Raw genomic sequence first — 19,164 nt, 5'->3', positions numbered from 1 at the left:
GCGTCAGCGCGACGCCTCCACGAGTGCCTGCGCCAGCGCGTTGTGACGCTCGATGACCGGCGGCAGGTCGAGCGTCGCGAGCCGCCCTTCCCGCACCACTACCTTCCCGTTCACCACCGTGTACGCCGTCTGCGACGGCGCGCAGAACACGAGCGCCGCGACCGGATCGTGCAGCGCGCCCGCGAACAGCGGCTGGCGCAGGTCGAATGCGGCGAAGTCCGCGGCCATGCCGGGCTTCAGCGCGCCGATGTCGTCGCGGTTCAGCACCTTCGCGCCGCCCAGCGTCGCGATCTCGAGCGCCTCGCGCGCGGTCATCGCGTCGGGCCCGAAACCGACCCGCTGCAGCAGCAGCGCCTGCCGCACTTCCGCGACCATCTGCGCGCCGTCGTTCGACGCGGAACCGTCGACGCCGAGCCCGACCGGCACGCCCGCGAGACGCATCTTCTTCACCGGCGCGATACCCGACGCGAGCCGCATGTTCGAACATGGACAGTGCGCGACGCCGGTGCCGGTGCGCGCGAACAGGCCGATGCCCGCATCGTCGAGCTGCACGCAGTGCGCGTGCCATACGTCGTGGCCGACCCAGCCGAGATCTTCCGCGTATTCGGCGGGCGTCATCCCGAACTTCTCGCGGCTGTACGCGATGTCGTTGACGTTCTCGGCCAGGTGCGTGTGCAGCGACACGCCGTAGTCGCGCGCCAGCACGGCCGCGTCGCGCATCAGGCCGCGGCTCACCGAGAACGGCGAGCACGGCGCGACCACCACCCGCAGCATCGCGTAGCGACCTTCGTCGTGATAGGTCTCGATCAGGCGCTGCGCGTCGCGCAGGATGTCGGGCTCGCGCTCGACGACCGAATCGGGCGGCAGCCCGCCGTCGCGCTGGCCGACACTCATCGCGCCGCGGCTCGCGTGAAAGCGCATGCCGATTCGCTGCGCGGCGCCGATGCTGTCGTCGAGCCGGCTGCCATTCGGATAGATGTACAGATGATCGCTCGACGTCGTGCAACCCGACTGCAGCAGCTCGGCCATCGCGGTCAGCGTCGACACCTCGATCATCTCGGGCGTCAGGTGCGCCCAGATCCGATACAGGTTCGTGAGCCAGCCGAACAGCTCGGCGTTCTGCGCGGCCGGCACCGCGCGCGTGAGGCTCTGGTACATGTGGTGATGCGTGTTCACGAGCCCCGGGATCACGAGGTGGCCGCGCAGGTCGAGCACTTCGTCGGCGGTATCGGGCAACTCGGCGCTCGGGCCGACCGCGACGATCCGGTTGTCTTCGATATACAGGCCCGCGTCGCGCAATTCGCGGCGCGTGTCGTCCATGGTCACGAGCACGTCGGCGTGCTTGACCAGCAGGGTCGTCGGGCGGGATGAGGATGGGTGCGGCGCGCGTGCGCCGGCGTGCTGCTCGAGGTTCATGCGTTCTCCGCGTCGTTCTGCCCCCGGGAGCCGCTCCCGGAGACCGTCACAAGGCCGTTCGAACGCTGATTCGCGGCACGCCCCGGTGCCTGCGTCCGTTCGAACGCGCTGGCCCGGTTACCCGGCGTGAATGCCGTCTTCGGGGTACGCGCGGGCCCACGGCCCGACGCGCACGGCGGGAGCATCGCCCAAGCGCGCGCAACGCACAATGCGCGATCCGGAATACCGCGCTTCACGGATTCGATATGGTACGCCGCGCGCGGCCCCGGCAGGCGCCGGAATCCCGGGCCGCCGGCCGCTTCCGGCAGGGCGTCGACAGCGGTTCATGCGCGGCGCATTATCTTTGATATCGCGCCCGTATTTGCACGGGGAACCTTTTTACAATGCCTGCACGGCGCTCGCTTCAATCTCGCCGACGGGTATGTAGCCACGTGACGTGGAGCCTCGATCCGCCGCACAGTCAATGGATCGAGTCGCCGCCGAACCTCGCATTCACACAAGGACAATTGCGAATGGGAAAGCTCACTACCCACGTACTCGATACGGCACACGGTCGCCCCGGCGCTGCCATCAAGGTGGACCTCTACGCGCTGGACGGCGAATCGCGCCGCGCGATCAAGACCGTGCTGACCAATAGCGACGGCCGCTGCGACGAACCCCTGCTCGAAGGCGCCGCGCTCGCCGCCGGCGAATACGAACTCGTGTTCCATGCCGGCGACTACTTCGCGTCGCTCGGCGTGAAGGTGCCCGAACCCCGCTTCGTCGACCGCGTCGTGCTGCGCTTCGGCATCGCCGACACCGCATCGCACTACCACGTGCCGCTGCTCGTGTCGCCGTGGTCGTACAGCACCTATCGCGGCAGCTGACACACGCATCGGCGCCCGCATCAAAGACAACGATCTGAGTCTGGAGGAGTTTCATGGAAGGCTTCATCACCGACTGGCTGAACCTCGCGCTGCGATGGCTGCACGTCATCGTCGCCATTGCGTGGATCGGCGAGTCCTTCTATTTCGTCGCGCTCGACAACAGCCTGAAACCGCCGACCGACGCGAACCAGCGCAAGCGCGGCGTGTTCGGCGAGCTGTGGCACGTCCACGGCGGCGGTTTCTACAACATGCAGAAGTACACGGTCGCCCCGCCGGAAATGCCGGATGACCTGCACTGGTCGAAGTGGCCGTCGTACACGACCTGGCTGTCTGGCTTCTCGCTGTTCTTCGTGCTGTACCTGCTCGCACCGAACACGTATCTGATCGACAAGAGCGTGCTCGACATGGGCCCCGTGGTCGCCGTCGCGTCCGCCCTCGGCTTCCTCGCGGCCGGCTGGATCGTCTACGACTCGCTGTGCCGCATCCTCGGCACCAACGATCGCGTGCTGGGCATCTGCGTCGGCCTCTACGTCGTCGTCGCCGCGTACCTCGCGTGCCACATCTTCTCGGGCCGTGCGGCGTACCTGATCGTCGGCGCGATGCTCGCGACGATCATGTCGGCGAACGTGTTCTTCGTGATCATCCCGGGCCAGCGCAAGATGGTCGACAAGATGCTCAAGGGCGAAGAGCCGAACCCGATCTACGGCAAGCGCGGCAAGCAGCGTTCGGTGCACAACACGTATTTCACGCTGCCGGTCGTGTTCGCGATGCTGTCGAACCACTATGCGATGACGTATACGAACAAGTTCAACTGGGTCGTGCTCGTGCTGATCATGCTGGCCGGCGCGCTGATCCGTCAGTTCTTCGTGATGCGTCACCGCGGCAAGCAGCTGTGGTACCTGCCGATCGGCGGCGTCGCGCTGCTGTCGGGCGCACTGGTGTGGACGATGCCGAAGCCGGTCGCACCGGAAGCGCAGGCGGCGAACGCACCGAAGATCGTGATCAACGACATCATGCCGATCCTGCAGCAGCGCTGCGTCGAGTGCCACTCGGCAAAGCCGACGCTGATGGGCAGCGCGCCCGCCGGCGTGATGTTCGACACGCCGGACGAGGTATCGAAGAACGCACAACGCATCTACGAACAGGCCGTGCGCCTGAAGGCGATGCCGATCGGCAACGTCACGCACATGACCGACGACGAGCGCGTGAAGCTCGCCGCCTGGTTCGAGGGCGGCGCGGTCAAGTAAGCCGCCCTGCGCCGGCCACCGCTTGGTTGGTCGGTGCAGTCCTCTCCGTTCGCGGGCCCGGAAACGGGCCCGTTTTTTTGCCCGCGCGGAACGTGTCTCCCGCTAGCTTCGCATCGCGTCGCGCTGCAGCGCGACGAGCGCGTCGAGCGCACGCGGGCCGTCGTCGAACGGCACGAAGATGTGATCGTGATACGCGGCGGCCATCACGTTGCAGCTGATGCCGGCCGAGCCGAGGGCGCTCGCGAACGCGGCCGTCAGGCCGACCGCCGCGAGGTCCGAATGCACCGTCAGCGTGATCCACGCTGCGCGGAACAGCACCGGCCAGCCGCGACGTGCGGCCGTTTCCTCGTCGACGACGACGGTCATGCCTTTCGTTTCGCGGAACGTTGCAATCGCTTCGGATAACGATATGTCGGCATCGGCCGGCAGCGCGACGAACGCGAACGCACCGCGATGCAGTTCGGGCTGCATCGTGCGCAACAGGATCGCGAGGTCGTTTTCAGGTTGGCTCATCGTGGTACGGCCCGGGAACCGGGCGTCGTGCGGTGGCGATGCGGGCACGATAGCACGCGATCGACGTCTTCGACGTAGCGGCAACGTCATGGGCCTGTGCGCGCGGCGAGCATAAAAAAAACCCGCGCAGATCGCGCGGGTCTCTTCGATGAAACGGTACTGTCGAAATGCTGCTCAGGCCGTCAGTGCATCCAGCGCGTCCTCGGTGAGCCACAGCGATTCCTGCAGGTCCTGCTCGTTCAGATTCAGGCCGTCGCCGCCGCGATCGACGACGATGAAGTCGCTGACGCCGCCGAGCGCGATCAGCGGGTGATGCCACACGCCCTTCGCATAGTTCACGCCCTGCCACCCGCTCGTCACGAACGCACGGATCTTCGACGGATCGAGATCGCCCGCCGGCGCGACGACGACGAGATACGGCTGGTCGTTCAGCGGCACGAACGCCTGGCTGCCGAGCGGATGACGCTCGAGCATCTTCACCTCGAACGGCAGCGTGCGCGGCTGGCCGCGGAACAGGTTGACGAGCGTGCGGCCGTCTTCGTCGGTCACGTCGACCTTCGCGAGATCGTGAAAGCGGATCGTCGTGCCGAGGTTGATCGGAATCTGCTTCGCGCCGTCCGTTTCGATCACGTCGCCGAACGGCGCGAACGCGTCCTTGGTCAGCGGTTCGATTGCGAGCGTCTTCATTTGTCGAGCGTCCCCCACAGACGCAGGCGCGACACGCCGCCGTCCGGAATGATGTTCAGGCGCACGTGAGTCACCGGGCCCAGCGATGCGATCTCGTGCTCGAAGTAATGCTGCTTGTCCATCTGCAGCTTCTGTTCGCCGAGCAGCACCGGCCAGAACATCGACTGCGTGATCAGCGAGCTGTCGGTGCCGCCCGACACGTACGCGGCCTGGATCGAGCAGCGGTCCGGATAGTTGCCCTTGAAGAACGCGGTATCGACTTCGATCTTGCGGATCACGCCGGGCTGCGCGAGCGCGATGATCGCCCAGTCGTTGCCCGGTTCGCGGCGGCGGCGGGTTTCCCAGCCATCGCCCATGTTCACGCCGCGGCCCGGCAGCAGCAGGTTCGACGCGACGCCGAAATGCTGGTTGTTCGCGGCCACCACGTAGCCGCCGTTTTCCATCGCCGCGAGGTCGAACTGCTCGGTCGCGCTCGCGCCGGCCCAGTCGAGCTGCGGCTGGCCATACACGCGCAGGCGCGCGATGCCGCCATCCGGATAGATGTTCACGCGCAGGTGCGTGAACGCACGCGCGTCGCGCGCTTCGACATAGTGATGGCTGTTGCCCTGCAGCGTCGTCGACGGCACGATCTCGACCCATTCCGTCGCATGCGTCGGTGCGCCGTCGGCCACGTATGCCGCCTCGATCGACGCGGCCGGCGGGAAGTTGCCGGTGAAGTGGCTCGTGTCGATGTCGAAGCCCTTGATCACGCCCGGTCGCGCGAGCTTGACGATGCACCAGTCATAGCCCGTCGTACGCTTGCGGCGCGTCTCCCAGCCGTCCATCCACTTGCCGTGGTCGTCGTACTTGCCGGGGATGAACACCGCCGGCTCGGGGTTCAACATTCGGTCCTTCGGCGCGAAGAAATCGTCGCTGGCCTCGAGCGACTGCGCACCGAGGCGCGGGTCGGCGAGGTTCACGTAGCGCCGCGTGAAGTCGGGGGCGTCGGGATCGAGAAGCGGAACAGCCATGATGTTTCCTTGTTTCAGTGATGCGATCGGCCGCCGCGACGCAGCAGGCCGTCGTGAGGTGTCAGGCGTCGATCAGGTCGTCGAGGCGAAAGCGCGCGATCCGGTAGATCTGGTCGAGGCTCGCGCGCAGTTCCTCGGTGCGCGAATGATTCACGCGCGACTCGAAGTTCGCGATGATGCCGTGCCGGTCGTAGCCGCGCACCGCGAGGATGAACGGGAAGCCGAACTTCTCGCGATACGTGCGGTTCAGCGTCAGCAGCTTGTCGAACTCTTCCTGCGTGCACTGGTCGAGACCCGCGCCGCTCTGCTCGCGGGTCGACTCGGCCGTCAGCTCGCCGCGCACGGCGGCCTTGCCGGCCAGCTCCGGGTGAGCGTTGATCAATGCGAGCTGGCGCGCTTCGCCGCCCGTCTCCACCGCGTTCGACATCGTCTCGTGCAGCGCGTCGATGCTCACGAACGGCCGCTCGCCCGCGGCGACCTCGGCCACCCACGGCGAATGTTCGAAGATCCCCGACAGCGCCGCGACGAATGCGCTCGGCGCCATCGTGTTCAGTTGCTCCAACGTGTAACGCATCGCCTTCATGCTTTCCCTTCGTTTCGATGATTGGGCTGATACGGATGATGTTCACGCCAATGACGCGCGATATCGACACGGCGCGTCACCCATACGCGATCGTGCTTCTCGATGTGATCGAGGAAACGCTGCAGCCCGCGGAAACGTCCCGGCCGGCCGAGCAGACGGCAGTGCATGCCGATCGACAGCATCTTCGGCGCGTCGTCGCCCTCCGCGTACAGCACGTCGAACGCGTCGCGCAGGTAGTCGAAGAAGTGATCGCCGGTGTTGAAGCCCTGCGGCGTCGCGAAGCGCATGTCGTTCGTATCGAGCGTGTACGGGACGATCAGCTGCGGCGACGTCCCGCCGCCCGACACCTCGACGTCCATCCAGAACGGCAGGTCGTCGCCGTAGTTGTCGGAGTCGTACAGGAAGCCGCCGTATTCCGCGACGAGACGGTGCGTGTTCGGGCTGTCGCGACCGGTGTACCAGCCGAGCGGACGCTCGCCCGTCACGCGCTCGATCGCTTCCATCCCGAGGCGCATGTGCTCGGCCTCGAGCTCGGGCGTCATGCTCTGATAGTGGATCCAGCGCCAGCCGTGGCACGCGATCTCGTGGCCGAGCTCGACGAATGCGCGCGCGAGTTCAGGATGACGCTCGATCGCCATGCCCACGCCGAAGACCGTCAGCGGCAGCCCGCGCTTCTCGAATTCGCGCAGGATGCGCCACACGCCGGCACGCGACCCGTATTCGTAGATCGATTCCATGCTCATGTGGCGATCCGGATACGCGGCCGCGCCGACGATTTCGGACAGGAACTGCTCGGAGCCCGGGTCGCCGTGCAGCACGCAGTTCTCGCCGCCCTCCTCGTAGTTCAGCACGAATTGCACGGCGACGCGGGCACGCCCGGGCCAGTTCGCCTGCACGGGATGGCGGCCGTAGCCGATCAGGTCGCGAGGATAGTTGGGATCGAGTGACATGGGTTCGAAGTGCGGCGAAAACTTGCTGAAGTAATGGGTTCGCATCGACCCGCGCGGGTGCCGGAGGCCGGCCGCACGGGCCGATGCGATGACGGCCCAGTGTAGCGAAAACGTTCATACGCGCCCATACAGCGGCGCAGATAGTGCATGTCAGACGGCGTGTATGTGCGGTTGCGGCAAATTCGGGACCGGTTCCGACGCGGCGCTCCCGCTTCGCGCCGTGGCGGCGGCCGACGCGGGCGCGGGCGCGTCCTCCGGCGGGCTGAAACGCGCGAATTCGCCGTCGTAGCGCTTCGGCAGCGGCCGCGCATAGTCGCCGCGCTTCGCGGTCGCGAGGCGCAGCGCGACGAGCGCCTCGGCCCACTTGACGGCCGCCGTGACGCCTTCCACGACCGGCGCGCCGATCTGCTGCTCGATCTCGTGCGCGAATTCGGCCATCCCGGCGCAGCCGAGGACGATCGCGTCGGCGCCGTCCTCGTCGAGCGCGCGCCGGCATTCGTCGACGATGATCCGCCGCGCGGCCGAACCGGGCCGATCGAGTTCGAGCACCGCGACGTCGGTTGCCCGCACGTTGCGGCAGAATCGCTTCATCCCGTAGCGCTCGGCGAGATGCCACGCCATCCCGCAGGTGCGCGCGAGGGTCGTGACGACCGAGAAGCCCGGCGCGAGCACGCTCGCCGCATGCATCGCCGCCTCGGCGATCCCGATCACCGGCCCGCGCGCGAGTTCGCGCGCCGCATAAAGGCCCGGGTCGCCGAAACACGCGATCACGTACGCGTCGCAGCCGTCGCGCTCGCCCTGCGCGACCTCGGCCAGAAGCCCGGGCGTCGCGAGCGCCTCATCGTAATAGCCTTCGATCGACGGCGGCCCCATCGGCGGGCTCACCGCGACGATCTCGGTGCCTGCCGCCGCGATTTCACGCGCGCAGCGGCCCATCGCATCGGTCATCCGCTGCGTCGTGTTCGGATTGATCAGCTTGATCTTCATCGCGCGCTCCTCAGGCCTTCGTGCGAACGAGCAGCCGGTAGAACACGAAACCGAGCCCGGCGCCGATGAACCACGAGAAGTTCGCGGCGGCCTGCCAGCCCGGCACCATCACGCAGATGACGGCGATCACCGCGGCCGGCAGCAGCGCGGCGAGCGCGCGGCGGTTCACGCCGCCCGTGTACCAGTAGGTGCCGCGCTCCGACATCGTGTACAGGTCGTCGCGCACGAGCCGGCCGCGCTTGACGAGGTAGAAGTCGGCGATCAGCACGCCGTACAGCGGGCCGATGAACGCGCCGAGCACGTCGAGCGTGTAGTGGATCACGGCCGGGTTGTTGAACAGGTTCCACGGCGTGATGAAGATCGACGCGACGGCCGCGAGCATCCCGCCCGCGCGCCAGCTGATCAGCCGCGGCGCGACGTTCGAGAAGTCGAACGCGGGCGACACGAAGTTCGCGACGATGTTGATGCCGATCGTCGCGATCGTGAACGTCAGCGCGCCGAGGATCACGGCGGTCGGATGGTCGATGCGGCCGACCGTCTCGACGGGATCGGTGATGAGTTCACCGAACACCGGAAGCGTCGCGGCGGTGGTGATCACCGTGACGAGCGAGAACGCGAGGAAGTTGACCGGCAGCCCCCAGAAGTTGCCGCGCTTCACGTCGCCGAACGAGCGGCAGTAGCGCGAGAAGTCGCCGAAATTGAGCATCGGCCCGGAGAAGTACGACACGACGAGCGACACGGCCGTGATCATCACCGGAATCACTTCCGCGCCGTGATACTTGACGCCGCCGAGGTTGATGCCGATGTTGCGCCAGCCCGCGCGCCACACCATGTAGCCGGCCAGGATGAACATCACGACGTAGACGGCCGGGCCCGCGAAGTCGATGAATTTCTTGATCGTCTCCATCCCGTTCCAGAACACGAGCGCCTGCAGCACCCACAGCAGCATGAAGCCGGCCCAGCCGACCGCCGACAGCCCGAGGAAGCCGTAGCGATGGACGTCCGCATACGGCAGCCATTGCGGAAAGAACTTCAGCACGACGATCACGAGCGCACTGGATGCGAGATAGGTCTGGATGCCGTACCACGCGATCGCGATCAGCCCGCGGATCACGGCCGGCACGTTCGCACCGAGCACGCCGAACGTCGCGCGGCACGCGACCGGATACGGCACGCCGATCTGCTGGCTCGGTCGCGCGATCAGGTTGCACAGCCGGTTCACGATCGTGATGCCGACGATCAGCGCGATCAGCACCTGCCAGCTCGTCAGCCCGAGCGCGAACAGGCTGCCCGCGAACACATAGCCGCCGACGCTGTGCACGTCCGACATCCAGAACGCGAAGATGTTGTAGGCGCCCCAAGTCTGATTCTTAAGGGGTGCCAAATCTTCGTTGTACAAACGTTGACTGTAACCGTCCGGCAACACGGGTCCACCGCCCTCGCCGCCTTCTTCCGCCGGATAAGCGCTGTCGTGCGCCACACTGAACTGAGCCATGACTTCTCCTTGACGCGGCCAACCAGCCGCTCCACCGTCATCGATATCGCTCCGGATCATCGCCCGGAGTCGGACTGGCGGCCGGCGGTGCAAACCGCCGGCCTGCATTGCTCTCGTCGTGTGGCGCGCGGCCGGATTCGCGTCGCCGCTCAGGCGCCGCCGAACACTTCGCGCAAATCGACCTGCCCTTGCGCGGGCCGGTCCAGCATCTTCAGTTCGACATGCTGCAGGTGGTGCGCCATCAGCGTCACCGCCCGCTTCGAATCGCCCGCCTCCAGCGCGGTCAGGATCTCGTCATGGTCGTCGCACGAGCACGGGCTGCGCCCGTGCGATTCATACAGCGCCGACATCAACGTCGAGCGTGCGACGAGCCCGTCGAGGCACTCGCAGAGCGTCGCATTGCCCGTCAGCGCCGCGAGCGCCGTGTGGAATTCGCCCGACAGGCGGATCCACGCCGCGAAATCGTGCCGCTCGAACGCCTTGCGTTCCTTGTCGATCAGCGCCGCAACGCCCTTCAGCCGCTTCGCGCCCGGCCCCGTCGCGAGCCGCTCGACGACGGCCAGCTCGATGATCCGGCGCATCTCGAACACCTCGTGCACGTCCTGCAGCGTCGGACTCGCGACAAACGCACCGCGATTCGGCTCGAGATCGACCAGTTTGTCGGCCGCGAGCTGCGAAAGCGCCTGCCGGATCGTTCCGCGCTTCACCCCGAACACGTCGCAAAGCTGCGCCTCCGTCAGCTTCGCGCCGGGCGCGAGCCGATGCTCGAGGATCGCCGTGCGGATCCGCTCGGCGATCGCTTCGGGACCGGCAACGCCGGACGGATGGGTATCGGAGTCGTTCATGTTCTGCATCGCGTGATGGTCCTCATCCTAGGACGGACATAAAGATTGTCAACAATTCTTTTCCCGGAATGCGCACAATCTGCGTGCATCCCCCTGTATCAGAGCGGTGCGCGGCACACCAAATCCAGGCATGGCAAGCCTCTGCTGCTTTCCCATCGCGGCTCACGGTGTATACCCTTCCGGTCATTTTGTTGACAAAACTGGTGCACGCGATGCCGCCAACCCGATCGACGGCGACAAAAATTTATGACCGTTAGTTGCGCGCTTACTTAAAGAAAAAGGCGGGAAGCCCCGCCTTTCGATCGTCACTGCCCGACTCAGCCGAGATGCGGATAGTCCGACAGCGTGAGCCGGAAACCGTGCGCATTCGCGACGAGCTGCGCCTGCGCACCGAACGGCAACGTCAGCAGGTCGGGAACGTGGCCGAACTGCAGCCCCGTGACGACCGGAATACCGACCACGGAGCGCACCTGGTCGATCATCGCCTGCATGTCGTAGCCGTTGTCGTACTCGAACGGCCGCGCACCCGTGAACTGGCCGAGCACGAGCGCCTGCTGGCGCGCGAGCACGCCCGACAGGTGCAACTGGTAGATCATCCGTTCGATCCGGAACGGCTGCTCGTTGACGTCCTCGACGAACAGGATGCCGCCCTCGATGTCGGGCATGTAAGGCGTGCCGACGAGCGATGTGAGGATCGCCAGGTTGCCGCCCCACAGCGTGCCCGTCACGTTCACGGTCTGCACCTGCGGCGCCTCGGCGATGATCGTCGTGGTCGGCTGCGACAACGTCCGCCAGAAGTGCTGCATCGTGAAATCGCTCGGCGTTTCCGCGCCGAAATCGGCCGACAGCATCGGGCCGCCGAACGTCTTGATGCGCGCCTTCGCGTACAGCGCGAGCTGGATCGCGGTGAAGTCGCTGTGGCCGACGAGCGCGATCGGCTGGTCGCGCAGGCGGCGCTCGAGCCCGCGATAGTCGAGCCCGTGCAGGATGCGTGCGGCGCCGTAGCCGCCGCGCACCGCGAGTGCGATGTCCGGCAGCGCGCGCTCCGGATCCGCGAGGCGGTTCAGGTCGCCGGCCCGCTCGCCGTCGGTGCCGCCGAATCGCTGGAAGCGGCGTTGCGTCGCCTCGATGTTCTCGATGCGATGTTGCGAGCCGCTCAGGCGCTCGAGCGCGCGGTTGATCGCATCGGGGTCGTGCGGGTAGCCGGACGGCGCCAGCAGGCGAATGGTGTAGGACGCAGCGGGCTGGAGGGACATGGCGAAAGGTATCGGGATCGTCAAACCTGCTTAGAGGGTCCGAACCGTCTCCGGTTCACGGAACCGTGCTGCCCGCCCCGCTCCAGGCGACGGGCGCGGCAGGGGTTACGGCGCGCCGGATTCGGCGTCGCGTGCGAGCCGCGCCTCACGCAGCGCGCGACGGCGCTCCGCGAAGAACGACTTCAGCGCGGCGCCGCACTCGTCGGCGAGCACGCCGCCGGTCACGTCGGTATGGTGGTTGAGTTGAGGATTCGCGAACGCGTCGATCACGCTGCCGCACGCGCCCGTCTTCGGATCGGCGGCGCCGTAGACGACTCGCGCGATGCGCGCGTGCATGATCGCGCCCGCGCACATCAGGCACGGCTCGAGCGTCACGTACAGCTCGCAGCCGGGCATCCGGTAATTCTGCAGATGCTGAGCGGCCATGCGCAACGCGGCCATTTCCGCATGGGCCGACGGGTCGTGCCCGCCGATCGGATGGTTGAAGCCGCGTGCGATCACCTCGTCGCCACGCACGAGCACCGCGCCGACCGGCACTTCGCCGGCCGCGCGCGCCTCTTCGGCGGCGGCCTGCGCGAGCCGCATGAAATGCAGGTCGCGCGCCGACACGGGCACGGCTTCGGGAACGGGAGAATCGGGAGCTGCGGCCGATCCGGCTGCGGCGTCGTGCAGCGCGTCGGCGCTCACATCGGCCCCGCTTCGGCGGACGCGTCGTCGAGCCCGCGCTCGCACAGACGTTCCGCGATGCGCCGGCAATAGTCGCGCGGCATCACCATCGGGCCGCCGCGCAGCGATTCGAGCGCCATGTCGAGGGCGAGGATCTTCGCCTGCAGCCGGCAGCGCGCGGCACGATCGCTGACCGCCTGCAGTTCGTCCTGCAGGTTGCGCAGCGCGCGCAGTTGCTCGACGGCCGGCGGCACGAAGCCCGCATTCTTCAGGATACGGTTGGCCACCCGCACCTCCTCGGGTACGAGCAGGTCGTCATCCAGCGCCTGCGGCGCGCCGGTACCCGGCAAATCGTCGAACTCGCCCCGCGCGGCGGCGGCGGCAATGCGTTGTTCGACCAGTGCGTCAAGCAATCTCATCAGTCAATCGGAACAAATGCGGCAGCCGAATTCTAGCAGGGTGACGTGCGTATGACAGGCCCTTCGAAGGTATGCTCGATATTGTGTTTTTAGGGGCCGAATCGGCGCGCATGCGCGCCGATCGCCACGACTTGCCGCTGTGCTGCGCCGCAGCAGGCTCCGCGCCGATTTGGCGTCGCCTGCGCGGGCGACGTCCGGCCCTGTTTTTTTATTTTCGCCCGGGTCGGTCGGCGTTCGTCATCGCGCAGAAATCGCCGTTTCGCGACTGCCGGGTCATGCGGCGACCACGTGCGACCGCGCCTTCGGAAACGGGCGGAACATCATCGCGACGAGGAACGCGCCGATGCCGATCGCAAACGATCCGAGGTACAGCCAGCCATAGCTGCCCAGCGCATCGACGATCAAACCGCCCGCGACCGGCCCGGCCGCCATCCCGAGGCTGCCGGCCATCGCGCAGCCGCCGATCACGGTGCCCATCATCCGCAGCGGGAAGTTCTCGCGCGCGAGCACCGCGTAGAGCGGCATCACGCCCGCATAGATGAAACCGAACAGCATCGCGACCGCGTAGAACCCGTCGAGCGTGCGCACGAAGTAGTAGCCGAGCGCGCCGAGCGCCTGCGCGAGCAGCCCCGCCACCAGCATGCGTTTCGCACCGAGGCGGTCGCCCAGCAGCCCGAACGCGATGCGCCCGCCCATGCCGGCGAGCCCCTCGACGCTGTAGATCGACACCGCGACGATCAACGGAATCCCGCACGTCACCGCGTAGCTGACCGTATGGAAGATCGGGCCGGAATGCGTCGCGCAGCAGAAGAAGTTGGTCAGCAGCAGCACGAGGAACTGCGGCGAACGCAGCGCGCCGCCGACCGACAGCGGCGCGGCCCCGGGCCCGCCGGCCGGCGCCGGCTCGGCGTGCGGCCCGTCGAGCGCGGGGGCGCGGCGCACGAGCAGCGACGCCGGAATCATCACGGCCGCCGCGAGCGCGGCGATCAGCTGCATCGACGTGCGCCAGCCGTGGCCCGACACGAGCCACGCCGCCAGCGGCGACATCGTCATCGGCGCCATGCCCATGCCGGCCGACACCAGCGACACCGCGAGACTGCGGTGCGTGTCGAACCAGCCCGTCACGCAGGCCATCATCGGCGCGAACACCGCGGCCGTCGCGCTGCCGACGGCCAGCCCGAAAATCAGCTGGAACGCGAGCAGCGACGGCGCTCGGCTCGCAAGCGCCAGGCTCGCCGACAGCAGAACGGCGCCCGTCACGACCACCGCACGCGTGCCGATCCGGTCCGACAGGCTGCCCCAGCCGATGCTCGCGAAGGCCATCGCGATGAAGCCGAGCGTCATCGCGGCGGAAATGCCGGTCATCGACCAGCCGGTGTCGCGTGCGATGGCCCGCAGGAACACGGGCAGCGAAAACATCGCGCCGATCGCGATGCAGCCCATCAGGCCGCCCGCGGCGACGATCACCCAGCGATAGCGGGAATCAGGCATCTGGCACCTCCTTTCGCTCTGTCGGTCAGGCATCGATGCGGAACCGGACTGCGGACGCCGTCGCGAATCCGGTCGACATCGATACGACGAACGACGCGGCGTGAAATCGACATGCGCGGCACATGCGAGCGCGAATCTCCGATTGTCTGCCGATTCGGGCAGCCGACAAGCGGCAGATCCGGACGAAGCTCGGCCACGCAGCCGCCCCCCGCTTTTCCGGAATCGGAAAGTCGAAATCAGAAATCGTTGGTTTGGGCGCGCGAGCGCGCTCACTACACTCGAGTCCTCTTGTCATGACAAGTTGACCGATGACCTCATCCAACGTCGTGCCGCTATCGGCGGCCCCGCTCTACGTGCAGATCAAGGACACGCTGCGGACGCGCATCCTCGACGGCACTTATGCGCCGCACAGCAGGATGCCGTCCGAGCACGAACTCTGCGCGATGTTCGACGTGAGCCGCATCACGGTACGCCAGGCACTCGGCGACCTGCAGAAGGAAGGCTTGCTGTTCAGGCTGCACGGCAAGGGCACGTTCGTGTCGAAGCCGAAGGCGTTCCAGAACGTGACGTCGCTGCAGGGCTTCGCCGAGGCGATGTCGTCGATGGGCTACGAGATCGTCAACCAGTTGCGCAGCTTTCGCACCGTGAAGGCCGACCGCCATCTCGCGACGAAGCTGAACGTGCCGGAAGGCGCGCCGCTCGTCGAGATCCGCCGCGTGCGGCTGCTGAACCGCGAGCCCGTGTCGCTCGAGCAGACGTGGGTGCCCGCGGCGCTCGGCAAGCGGCTCGCGGGCGCCGATCTCGCAACCCGCGACATCTTCCTGATTCTCGAGAACGACTGCGGCGTGCCGCTCGGTCACGCCGACGTGTCGATCGACGCGATCCTCGCCGACGATGAAATCGTCGATGCGCTGCGCGTCGAGGAAAGCAGCCCCGTGCTGCGGATCGAGCGTCTGACGCACGACGCGTCCGGTGCGCCAATCGACTACGAACACCTGTACTTCCGCGGCGACGCGTTCCAGTACCGGCTGCGCATCGACCGGCAGAAAACGCACCAACCATTAAGGAATCCGCAATGAACACCCATGTACTCGAATACGACATCGTCGTGGTCGGCGGCGGCACGGCCGGCCCGATGGCGGCGATCAAGGCGAAGGAGCGCGATCCGTCGCTGCGCGTGCTGCTGCTCGAGAAGGCCAACGTGAAGCGCAGCGGCGCAATCTCGATGGGAATGGACGGCCTGAACAACGCGGTGATTCCCGGCCACGCGACGCCCGAGCAGTACACACGCGAAATCACGATCGCCAACGACGGGATCGTCGACCAGGAGGCCGTTTATGCGTATGCGACGCACAGCTTCGCGACGATCGAGCAACTCGACCGCTGGGGCGTGAAGTTCGAAAAGGACGGCACCGGCGACTACGCGGTGAAGAAGGTCCACCACATGGGTTCGTACGTGCTGCCGATGCCGGAAGGTCACGACATCAAGAAGGTGCTGTACCGGCAGTTGAAACGTGCCCGCATCGCGATCACGAACAGGATCGTCGCGACGCGCGTGCTGACCGACGCGCAAGGCCGCGCGAGCGGCGTGCTCGGCTTCGACTGCCGCACGGCCGATTTTCACGTGATCCGCGCGAAGGCCGTGATCCTGTGCTGCGGCGCCGCCGGCCGTCTCGGGCTGCCGGCGTCCGGATACCTGATGGGCACGTACGAAAACCCGACCAACGCGGGCGACGGCTACGCGATGGCGTACCACGCCGGCGCGGCGCTCGCGAACCTCGAATGCTTCCAGATCAATCCGCTGATCAAGGACTACAACGGCCCGGCGTGCGCGTACGTGACCGGCCCGCTCGGCGGCTTCACCGCGAACGGCAAGGGCGAACGCTTCATCGAGTGCGACTACTGGAGCGGCCAGATGATGTGGGAGTTCTACCAGGAGCTGCAAAGCGGCAACGGCCCGGTGTTCCTGAAGCTCGACCACCTCGCGGAGGAAACGATCCAGACCATCGAGCAGATCCTGCACACGAACGAGCGGCCGAGCCGCGGTCGCTTCCACGCAGGACGCGGCACCGACTACCGGCACCAGATGGTCGAGATGCACATCTCCGAGATCGGCTTCTGCAGCGGCCATAGCGCGTCCGGCGTGTACGTGAACGCCCGCGCCGAAACGACCGTGCCGGGGCTCTACGCGGCCGGAGACATGGCGGCCGTCCCGCACAACTACATGCTCGGCGCGTTCACCTACGGCTGGTTCGCCGGGCAGAACGCGGCCGACTACGTGGCCGGCCGCGATCACGCGCCGGTGGACGACCAACAGGTCGCGGCCGAACGCACCCGCGTGCTCGCGCCGCTCATGCGCGAGCGTGGCCTCGCGCCGGCGCAGGTCGAATACAAGCTGCGCCGCATGGTGAACGATTATCTGCAACCGCCGAAGGTGACGCGCAAGATGGAAATCGGGCTGCAACGTTTTGACGCCATTATTGAGGATGTCGAAGAACTCAAGGCGAACCACCCTCATGAACTGATGCGCGCGGCCGAAGTGCGCGCGATCCGCGACTGCGCCGAAATGGCCGCGCGTGCATCGCTGTTCCGCACCGAGAGCCGCTGGGGGCTATATCACCATCGCGTCGATTTTCCGCATCGCGACGACGCCGAATGGTTCTGCCACACATGGTTGCGCAAGAATGCCGACGGCACGATGCGCAGCGAGAAGCGGCCGGTCGAGCCCTATGTCGTGCCGCTCGCCGACGACGAACGCAGCGCCTACGCGCACCTGCGCATCCGCGAACCGGCCGCCCTCGCGGCCGCCCTCTGACTCCGAGGAGCCTCACCGTGCCCCATACCCCGCAAGACATCTTTCTGCGCAGCAGCGCGCCCGTGACGATCGACGAGGATCGCTGCATCGCCGACAAGGGCTGCACCGTCTGCGTCGACGTATGCCCGCTCGACCTGCTCGCGATCGACGTGACCAAAGGCAAGGCCTACATGCAGTTCGACGAATGCTGGTACTGCATGCCGTGCGAACGCGACTGCCCGACCGGCGCGGTCAAGGTCGACATCCCATACCTGCTGCGCTGACCCGGCGGACCGCGTGTGCATCGACATCGCGCGTGTGCCGATCATCCGGCCGCGCATGCTGCCGATGGATGAATCGTTCGGCGTGCTCGACACGCAGAGGCGCCGCATGATGCGGACGCTGCTGCGCGCCATTGGGTCGCGGATCGGCGCGACCGTGTCGTTCGTCACGCCTCTTACGCATCGTTAATGCTCCGGATTTTGCCCATGACCACCTCCTCCCCTGCTTTCCCGCTACCTGGCGCGCACGCTTCCGACCTTGCCGCGCTCGTCGCGCGTGTTGCGGCGCCCGATGCATCCGTGCGCCGCATCGCGCTGCTCGAACTCGCCGATCTCGAAGATCCCAATCTCGTGCCGATCTTCGTTGCGGCACTGCGCGACGATCCGGCCACCGACGTGCGCGGCGAAGCGGCGCGCGTGCTCGCCGCCTGGGAGCAGCCCGACGTCGTCGACACGCTGTGCCACGCGCTGCTCGATCCGGACGACGACGTGCGCGCGACCGCGGCACGCAGCCTGTCCGAACTGAAGGATGTCGCGTCCGGTGCGGTGCTGTGCCGCTGGTCCGAACACGCCGAGCCGTTCGTGCGCGGCGCCGCGTTGCGCGCGCTGCGCGAACTGCGCGACCCCGACGCGTTCGCGCCTGCGTTGCACGCGCTCGACGCGCCGCAGGCAGCCGTGCGCGCCGAAGCCGTCGCCGTGCTCGGCTGGCTCAGGGACGTCCGCGCGTTGTCGCCGCTCGCACGCATCGCCACGACCGACGCTGATGCGGACGTGCGGCGCATCGCGGTCGGCGCGGTCGGGTTCGCGGCGTCCGGCGACACGGTCGTCGTCAACGCGTTGCTTGCCGCACTGCGCGACGCCGAATGGCAGGTACGCGAGGAAGCGGCCGCGACGCTCGGCAAGCTGCGTGTCTCGATCGCACGCGCGCCGCTCGTCGCCGCGCTCGATGACGATTACTGGCAGGTGCGCCTGCGTGCGGTGCGCGCGCTCGGGCAATTGCGCGACGCCGCCGCGGCGCCGGCCGTCGCCGCGCTGCTGTCGCATGCGATCAGCAACCTGCGCAAGGAGGCCGCACTCGCGCTCGGCGAACTGCGCGATCCCGCGACGCTGCCCGCGCTGCGCGACGCACTGGACGATCGCGATCCCGAAGTCCGCAAGGCCGTGCGGATCGCCATCGCGCAGATTGGAGGAGGTGCACGATGACGCCGCCGGCCGAGATTCGTCTCGATCATGCGACTCGTGCGTTGACGCTGTGCTGGCCGGACGGCAGCACGCAGCGTATCGGCTTTGCGAGGTTGCGCGGCGATTGTCCGTGCGCCGCGTGCCGGAAGATCCGGCTCGACGGCAGGCAAGTCGACGCGCCGCCCGACCTGACGCTGAACGGCGTGGAAGCGGCCGGTTACGGCATCCGCCTGCTGTTCGGCGACGGTCACGCGCGGGGCATCTATCCGTGGCCATATCTGGCGGAACTGGGCAGAGACGAGCCGGATGCGGGCATCACATCCTGCGACGTGCTCGCGTTTGGACGACCAGCGGACTGAGCGTCGACGAATCGACTCGCATCGGGCCGCCCGCTTCGGCCGCGTATCAGACAGCGACTTACACAGCTTCCGTGCGCCCGTCACTCGCCGACCGCACAAACGACAACGCCCGGCAGG

The 19,164-nt window shown here is 67.2% G+C and carries 21 protein-coding genes; 8 read left to right on the top strand and 13 right to left on the bottom strand.

Annotation, left to right across the window (positions count from 1 at the left end):
• Window positions 1-3: 3 nt before the first annotated feature.
• Window positions 4-1,416, bottom strand: a complete 1,413-nt coding sequence (locus WS49_RS14560) for an 8-oxoguanine deaminase (protein ID WP_059529598.1) — start codon at window positions 1,414-1,416, stop codon at window positions 4-6.
• A 512-nt stretch (window positions 1,417-1,928) separates the two neighbouring features.
• On the opposite strand from WS49_RS14560, the gene uraH reads away from it, so the two are divergent.
• On the top strand, window positions 1,929-2,282 hold the full coding sequence (gene uraH / locus WS49_RS14555; RefSeq protein ID WP_011657188.1) for a hydroxyisourate hydrolase: 354 nt from the start codon (window positions 1,929-1,931) through the stop codon (window positions 2,280-2,282).
• A 53-nt stretch (window positions 2,283-2,335) separates the two neighbouring features.
• Window positions 2,336-3,529: a urate hydroxylase PuuD gene (locus tag WS49_RS14550; RefSeq protein WP_059529595.1), complete on the top strand. Its 1,194-nt coding sequence runs from the start codon at window positions 2,336-2,338 to the stop codon at window positions 3,527-3,529.
• Window positions 3,530-3,631: 102 nt separating this feature from the next.
• On the opposite strand, the gene WS49_RS14545 is transcribed toward WS49_RS14550, so the two are convergent.
• The 12 genes from WS49_RS14545 to WS49_RS14490 form a co-directional block, all read right to left on the bottom strand.
• Window positions 3,632-4,042: an ACT domain-containing protein gene (locus tag WS49_RS14545; RefSeq protein WP_059529592.1), complete on the bottom strand. Its 411-nt coding sequence runs from the start codon at window positions 4,040-4,042 to the stop codon at window positions 3,632-3,634.
• 174 nt (window positions 4,043-4,216) lie between these two features.
• Window positions 4,217-4,729 (bottom strand): ureidoglycolate lyase, encoded by a 513-nt coding sequence (locus WS49_RS14540; protein WP_059529590.1) that lies wholly within the window; start codon window positions 4,727-4,729, stop codon window positions 4,217-4,219.
• On the bottom strand, window positions 4,726-5,739 hold the full coding sequence (alc, locus tag WS49_RS14535; RefSeq protein ID WP_059529587.1) for an allantoicase: 1,014 nt from the start codon (window positions 5,737-5,739) through the stop codon (window positions 4,726-4,728). The genes WS49_RS14540 and alc overlap by 4 nt, the downstream gene beginning before the upstream one ends.
• Window positions 5,740-5,800: 61 nt before the next feature.
• A complete protein-coding gene (gene uraD, locus WS49_RS14530; RefSeq protein ID WP_059529583.1) occupies window positions 5,801-6,322 on the bottom strand; it encodes a 2-oxo-4-hydroxy-4-carboxy-5-ureidoimidazoline decarboxylase in 522 nt (173 codons plus the stop codon).
• On the bottom strand, window positions 6,319-7,272 hold the full coding sequence (gene puuE, locus WS49_RS14525; protein WP_059529581.1) for an allantoinase PuuE: 954 nt from the start codon (window positions 7,270-7,272) through the stop codon (window positions 6,319-6,321). The genes uraD and puuE overlap by 4 nt, the downstream gene beginning before the upstream one ends.
• Window positions 7,273-7,422: 150 nt before the next feature.
• Window positions 7,423-8,259 carry an aspartate/glutamate racemase family protein gene (locus WS49_RS14520; protein ID WP_059529578.1) on the bottom strand — a complete coding sequence of 279 codons (837 nt, stop codon included), beginning with the start codon at window positions 8,257-8,259 and terminating at the stop codon, window positions 7,423-7,425.
• Between the two features lie 10 nt (window positions 8,260-8,269).
• Complete coding sequence (locus WS49_RS14515) at window positions 8,270-9,754, bottom strand: NCS1 family nucleobase:cation symporter-1 (RefSeq protein WP_059529575.1); 1,485 nt, start codon at window positions 9,752-9,754, stop codon at window positions 8,270-8,272.
• A 149-nt stretch (window positions 9,755-9,903) separates the two neighbouring features.
• Window positions 9,904-10,608, bottom strand: coding sequence for a GntR family transcriptional regulator (locus WS49_RS14510; RefSeq protein ID WP_059529572.1), 705 nt, complete (start codon window positions 10,606-10,608; stop codon window positions 9,904-9,906).
• Between the two features lie 308 nt (window positions 10,609-10,916).
• Window positions 10,917-11,855: a muramoyltetrapeptide carboxypeptidase gene (gene ldcA, locus WS49_RS14505; RefSeq protein ID WP_059529569.1), complete on the bottom strand. Its 939-nt coding sequence runs from the start codon at window positions 11,853-11,855 to the stop codon at window positions 10,917-10,919.
• A gap of 105 nt (window positions 11,856-11,960) precedes the next feature.
• Window positions 11,961-12,542 (bottom strand): tRNA adenosine(34) deaminase TadA, encoded by a 582-nt coding sequence (gene tadA, locus WS49_RS14500; protein WP_059529566.1) that lies wholly within the window; start codon window positions 12,540-12,542, stop codon window positions 11,961-11,963.
• The gene (locus WS49_RS14495) at window positions 12,539-12,940 is read right to left on the bottom strand and encodes a DnaJ family domain-containing protein (RefSeq protein ID WP_009694817.1); all 402 of its coding nucleotides are present in this window, start codon (window positions 12,938-12,940) and stop codon (window positions 12,539-12,541) included. The genes tadA and WS49_RS14495 overlap by 4 nt, the downstream gene beginning before the upstream one ends.
• Before the next feature lie 273 nt (window positions 12,941-13,213).
• Complete coding sequence (locus WS49_RS14490) at window positions 13,214-14,431, bottom strand: MFS transporter (protein WP_059529564.1); 1,218 nt, start codon at window positions 14,429-14,431, stop codon at window positions 13,214-13,216.
• A gap of 308 nt (window positions 14,432-14,739) precedes the next feature.
• On the opposite strand from WS49_RS14490, the gene WS49_RS14485 reads away from it, so the two are divergent.
• The 6 genes from WS49_RS14485 to WS49_RS14465 are packed head-to-tail and all read left to right on the top strand — an operon-like array spanning window position 14,740 to window position 19,047.
• Window positions 14,740-15,510, top strand: a complete 771-nt coding sequence (locus WS49_RS14485; RefSeq protein WP_059529561.1) for a GntR family transcriptional regulator — start codon at window positions 14,740-14,742, stop codon at window positions 15,508-15,510.
• On the top strand, window positions 15,507-17,246 hold the full coding sequence (locus WS49_RS14480) for a fumarate reductase/succinate dehydrogenase flavoprotein subunit (RefSeq protein ID WP_059529558.1): 1,740 nt from the start codon (window positions 15,507-15,509) through the stop codon (window positions 17,244-17,246). Before WS49_RS14485 ends, WS49_RS14480 begins: the two co-directional genes overlap by 4 nt.
• Window positions 17,247-17,263: 17 nt before the next feature.
• Window positions 17,264-17,509 (top strand): 4Fe-4S dicluster domain-containing protein, encoded by a 246-nt coding sequence (locus WS49_RS14475; protein ID WP_059529554.1) that lies wholly within the window; start codon window positions 17,264-17,266, stop codon window positions 17,507-17,509.
• 13 nt (window positions 17,510-17,522) lie between these two features.
• Window positions 17,523-17,696 (top strand): hypothetical protein, encoded by a 174-nt coding sequence (locus WS49_RS35025; RefSeq protein ID WP_156441394.1) that lies wholly within the window; start codon window positions 17,523-17,525, stop codon window positions 17,694-17,696.
• A gap of 17 nt (window positions 17,697-17,713) precedes the next feature.
• Window positions 17,714-18,709, top strand: coding sequence for a HEAT repeat domain-containing protein (locus tag WS49_RS14470; RefSeq protein WP_059529551.1), 996 nt, complete (start codon window positions 17,714-17,716; stop codon window positions 18,707-18,709).
• The gene (locus WS49_RS14465) at window positions 18,706-19,047 is read left to right on the top strand and encodes a gamma-butyrobetaine hydroxylase-like domain-containing protein (RefSeq protein WP_059529548.1); all 342 of its coding nucleotides are present in this window, start codon (window positions 18,706-18,708) and stop codon (window positions 19,045-19,047) included. Before WS49_RS14470 ends, WS49_RS14465 begins: the two co-directional genes overlap by 4 nt.
• Window positions 19,048-19,164: the final 117 nt, after the last annotated feature.

The sequence above is a fragment of the Burkholderia sp. RF7-non_BP4 genome (genome assembly GCF_001521935.1).
In the GTDB taxonomy this organism is placed as follows: domain Bacteria; phylum Pseudomonadota; class Gammaproteobacteria; order Burkholderiales; family Burkholderiaceae; genus Burkholderia; species Burkholderia diffusa.
This window is presented reverse-complemented; position numbering and strand designations above follow the sequence as displayed.

Bases quoted from the DNA above. Each gene is read 5' to 3' on its own strand.
- WS49_RS14560 (WP_059529598.1), bottom strand. From the start codon at position 1,416: ATGAACCTCGAGCAGCACGCCGGCGCACGCGCGCCGCACCCATCCTCA.
- uraH (WP_011657188.1), top strand. From the start codon at position 1,929: ATGGGAAAGCTCACTACCCACGTACTCGATACGGCACACGGTCGCCCC.
- WS49_RS14550 (WP_059529595.1), top strand. From the start codon at position 2,336: ATGGAAGGCTTCATCACCGACTGGCTGAACCTCGCGCTGCGATGGCTG.
- WS49_RS14545 (WP_059529592.1), bottom strand. From the start codon at position 4,042: ATGAGCCAACCTGAAAACGACCTCGCGATCCTGTTGCGCACGATGCAG.
- WS49_RS14540 (WP_059529590.1), bottom strand. From the start codon at position 4,729: ATGAAGACGCTCGCAATCGAACCGCTGACCAAGGACGCGTTCGCGCCG.
- alc (WP_059529587.1), bottom strand. From the start codon at position 5,739: ATGGCTGTTCCGCTTCTCGATCCCGACGCCCCCGACTTCACGCGGCGC.
- uraD (WP_059529583.1), bottom strand. From the start codon at position 6,322: ATGAAGGCGATGCGTTACACGTTGGAGCAACTGAACACGATGGCGCCG.
- puuE (WP_059529581.1), bottom strand. From the start codon at position 7,272: ATGTCACTCGATCCCAACTATCCTCGCGACCTGATCGGCTACGGCCGC.
- WS49_RS14520 (WP_059529578.1), bottom strand. From the start codon at position 8,259: ATGAAGATCAAGCTGATCAATCCGAACACGACGCAGCGGATGACCGAT.
- WS49_RS14515 (WP_059529575.1), bottom strand. From the start codon at position 9,754: ATGGCTCAGTTCAGTGTGGCGCACGACAGCGCTTATCCGGCGGAAGAA.
- WS49_RS14510 (WP_059529572.1), bottom strand. From the start codon at position 10,608: ATGCAGAACATGAACGACTCCGATACCCATCCGTCCGGCGTTGCCGGT.
- ldcA (WP_059529569.1), bottom strand. From the start codon at position 11,855: ATGTCCCTCCAGCCCGCTGCGTCCTACACCATTCGCCTGCTGGCGCCG.
- WS49_RS14495 (WP_009694817.1), bottom strand. From the start codon at position 12,940: ATGAGATTGCTTGACGCACTGGTCGAACAACGCATTGCCGCCGCCGCC.
- WS49_RS14490 (WP_059529564.1), bottom strand. From the start codon at position 14,431: ATGCCTGATTCCCGCTATCGCTGGGTGATCGTCGCCGCGGGCGGCCTG.
- WS49_RS14485 (WP_059529561.1), top strand. From the start codon at position 14,740: ATGACCTCATCCAACGTCGTGCCGCTATCGGCGGCCCCGCTCTACGTG.
- WS49_RS14480 (WP_059529558.1), top strand. From the start codon at position 15,507: ATGAACACCCATGTACTCGAATACGACATCGTCGTGGTCGGCGGCGGC.
- WS49_RS14470 (WP_059529551.1), top strand. From the start codon at position 17,714: ATGACCACCTCCTCCCCTGCTTTCCCGCTACCTGGCGCGCACGCTTCC.
- WS49_RS14465 (WP_059529548.1), top strand. From the start codon at position 18,706: ATGACGCCGCCGGCCGAGATTCGTCTCGATCATGCGACTCGTGCGTTG.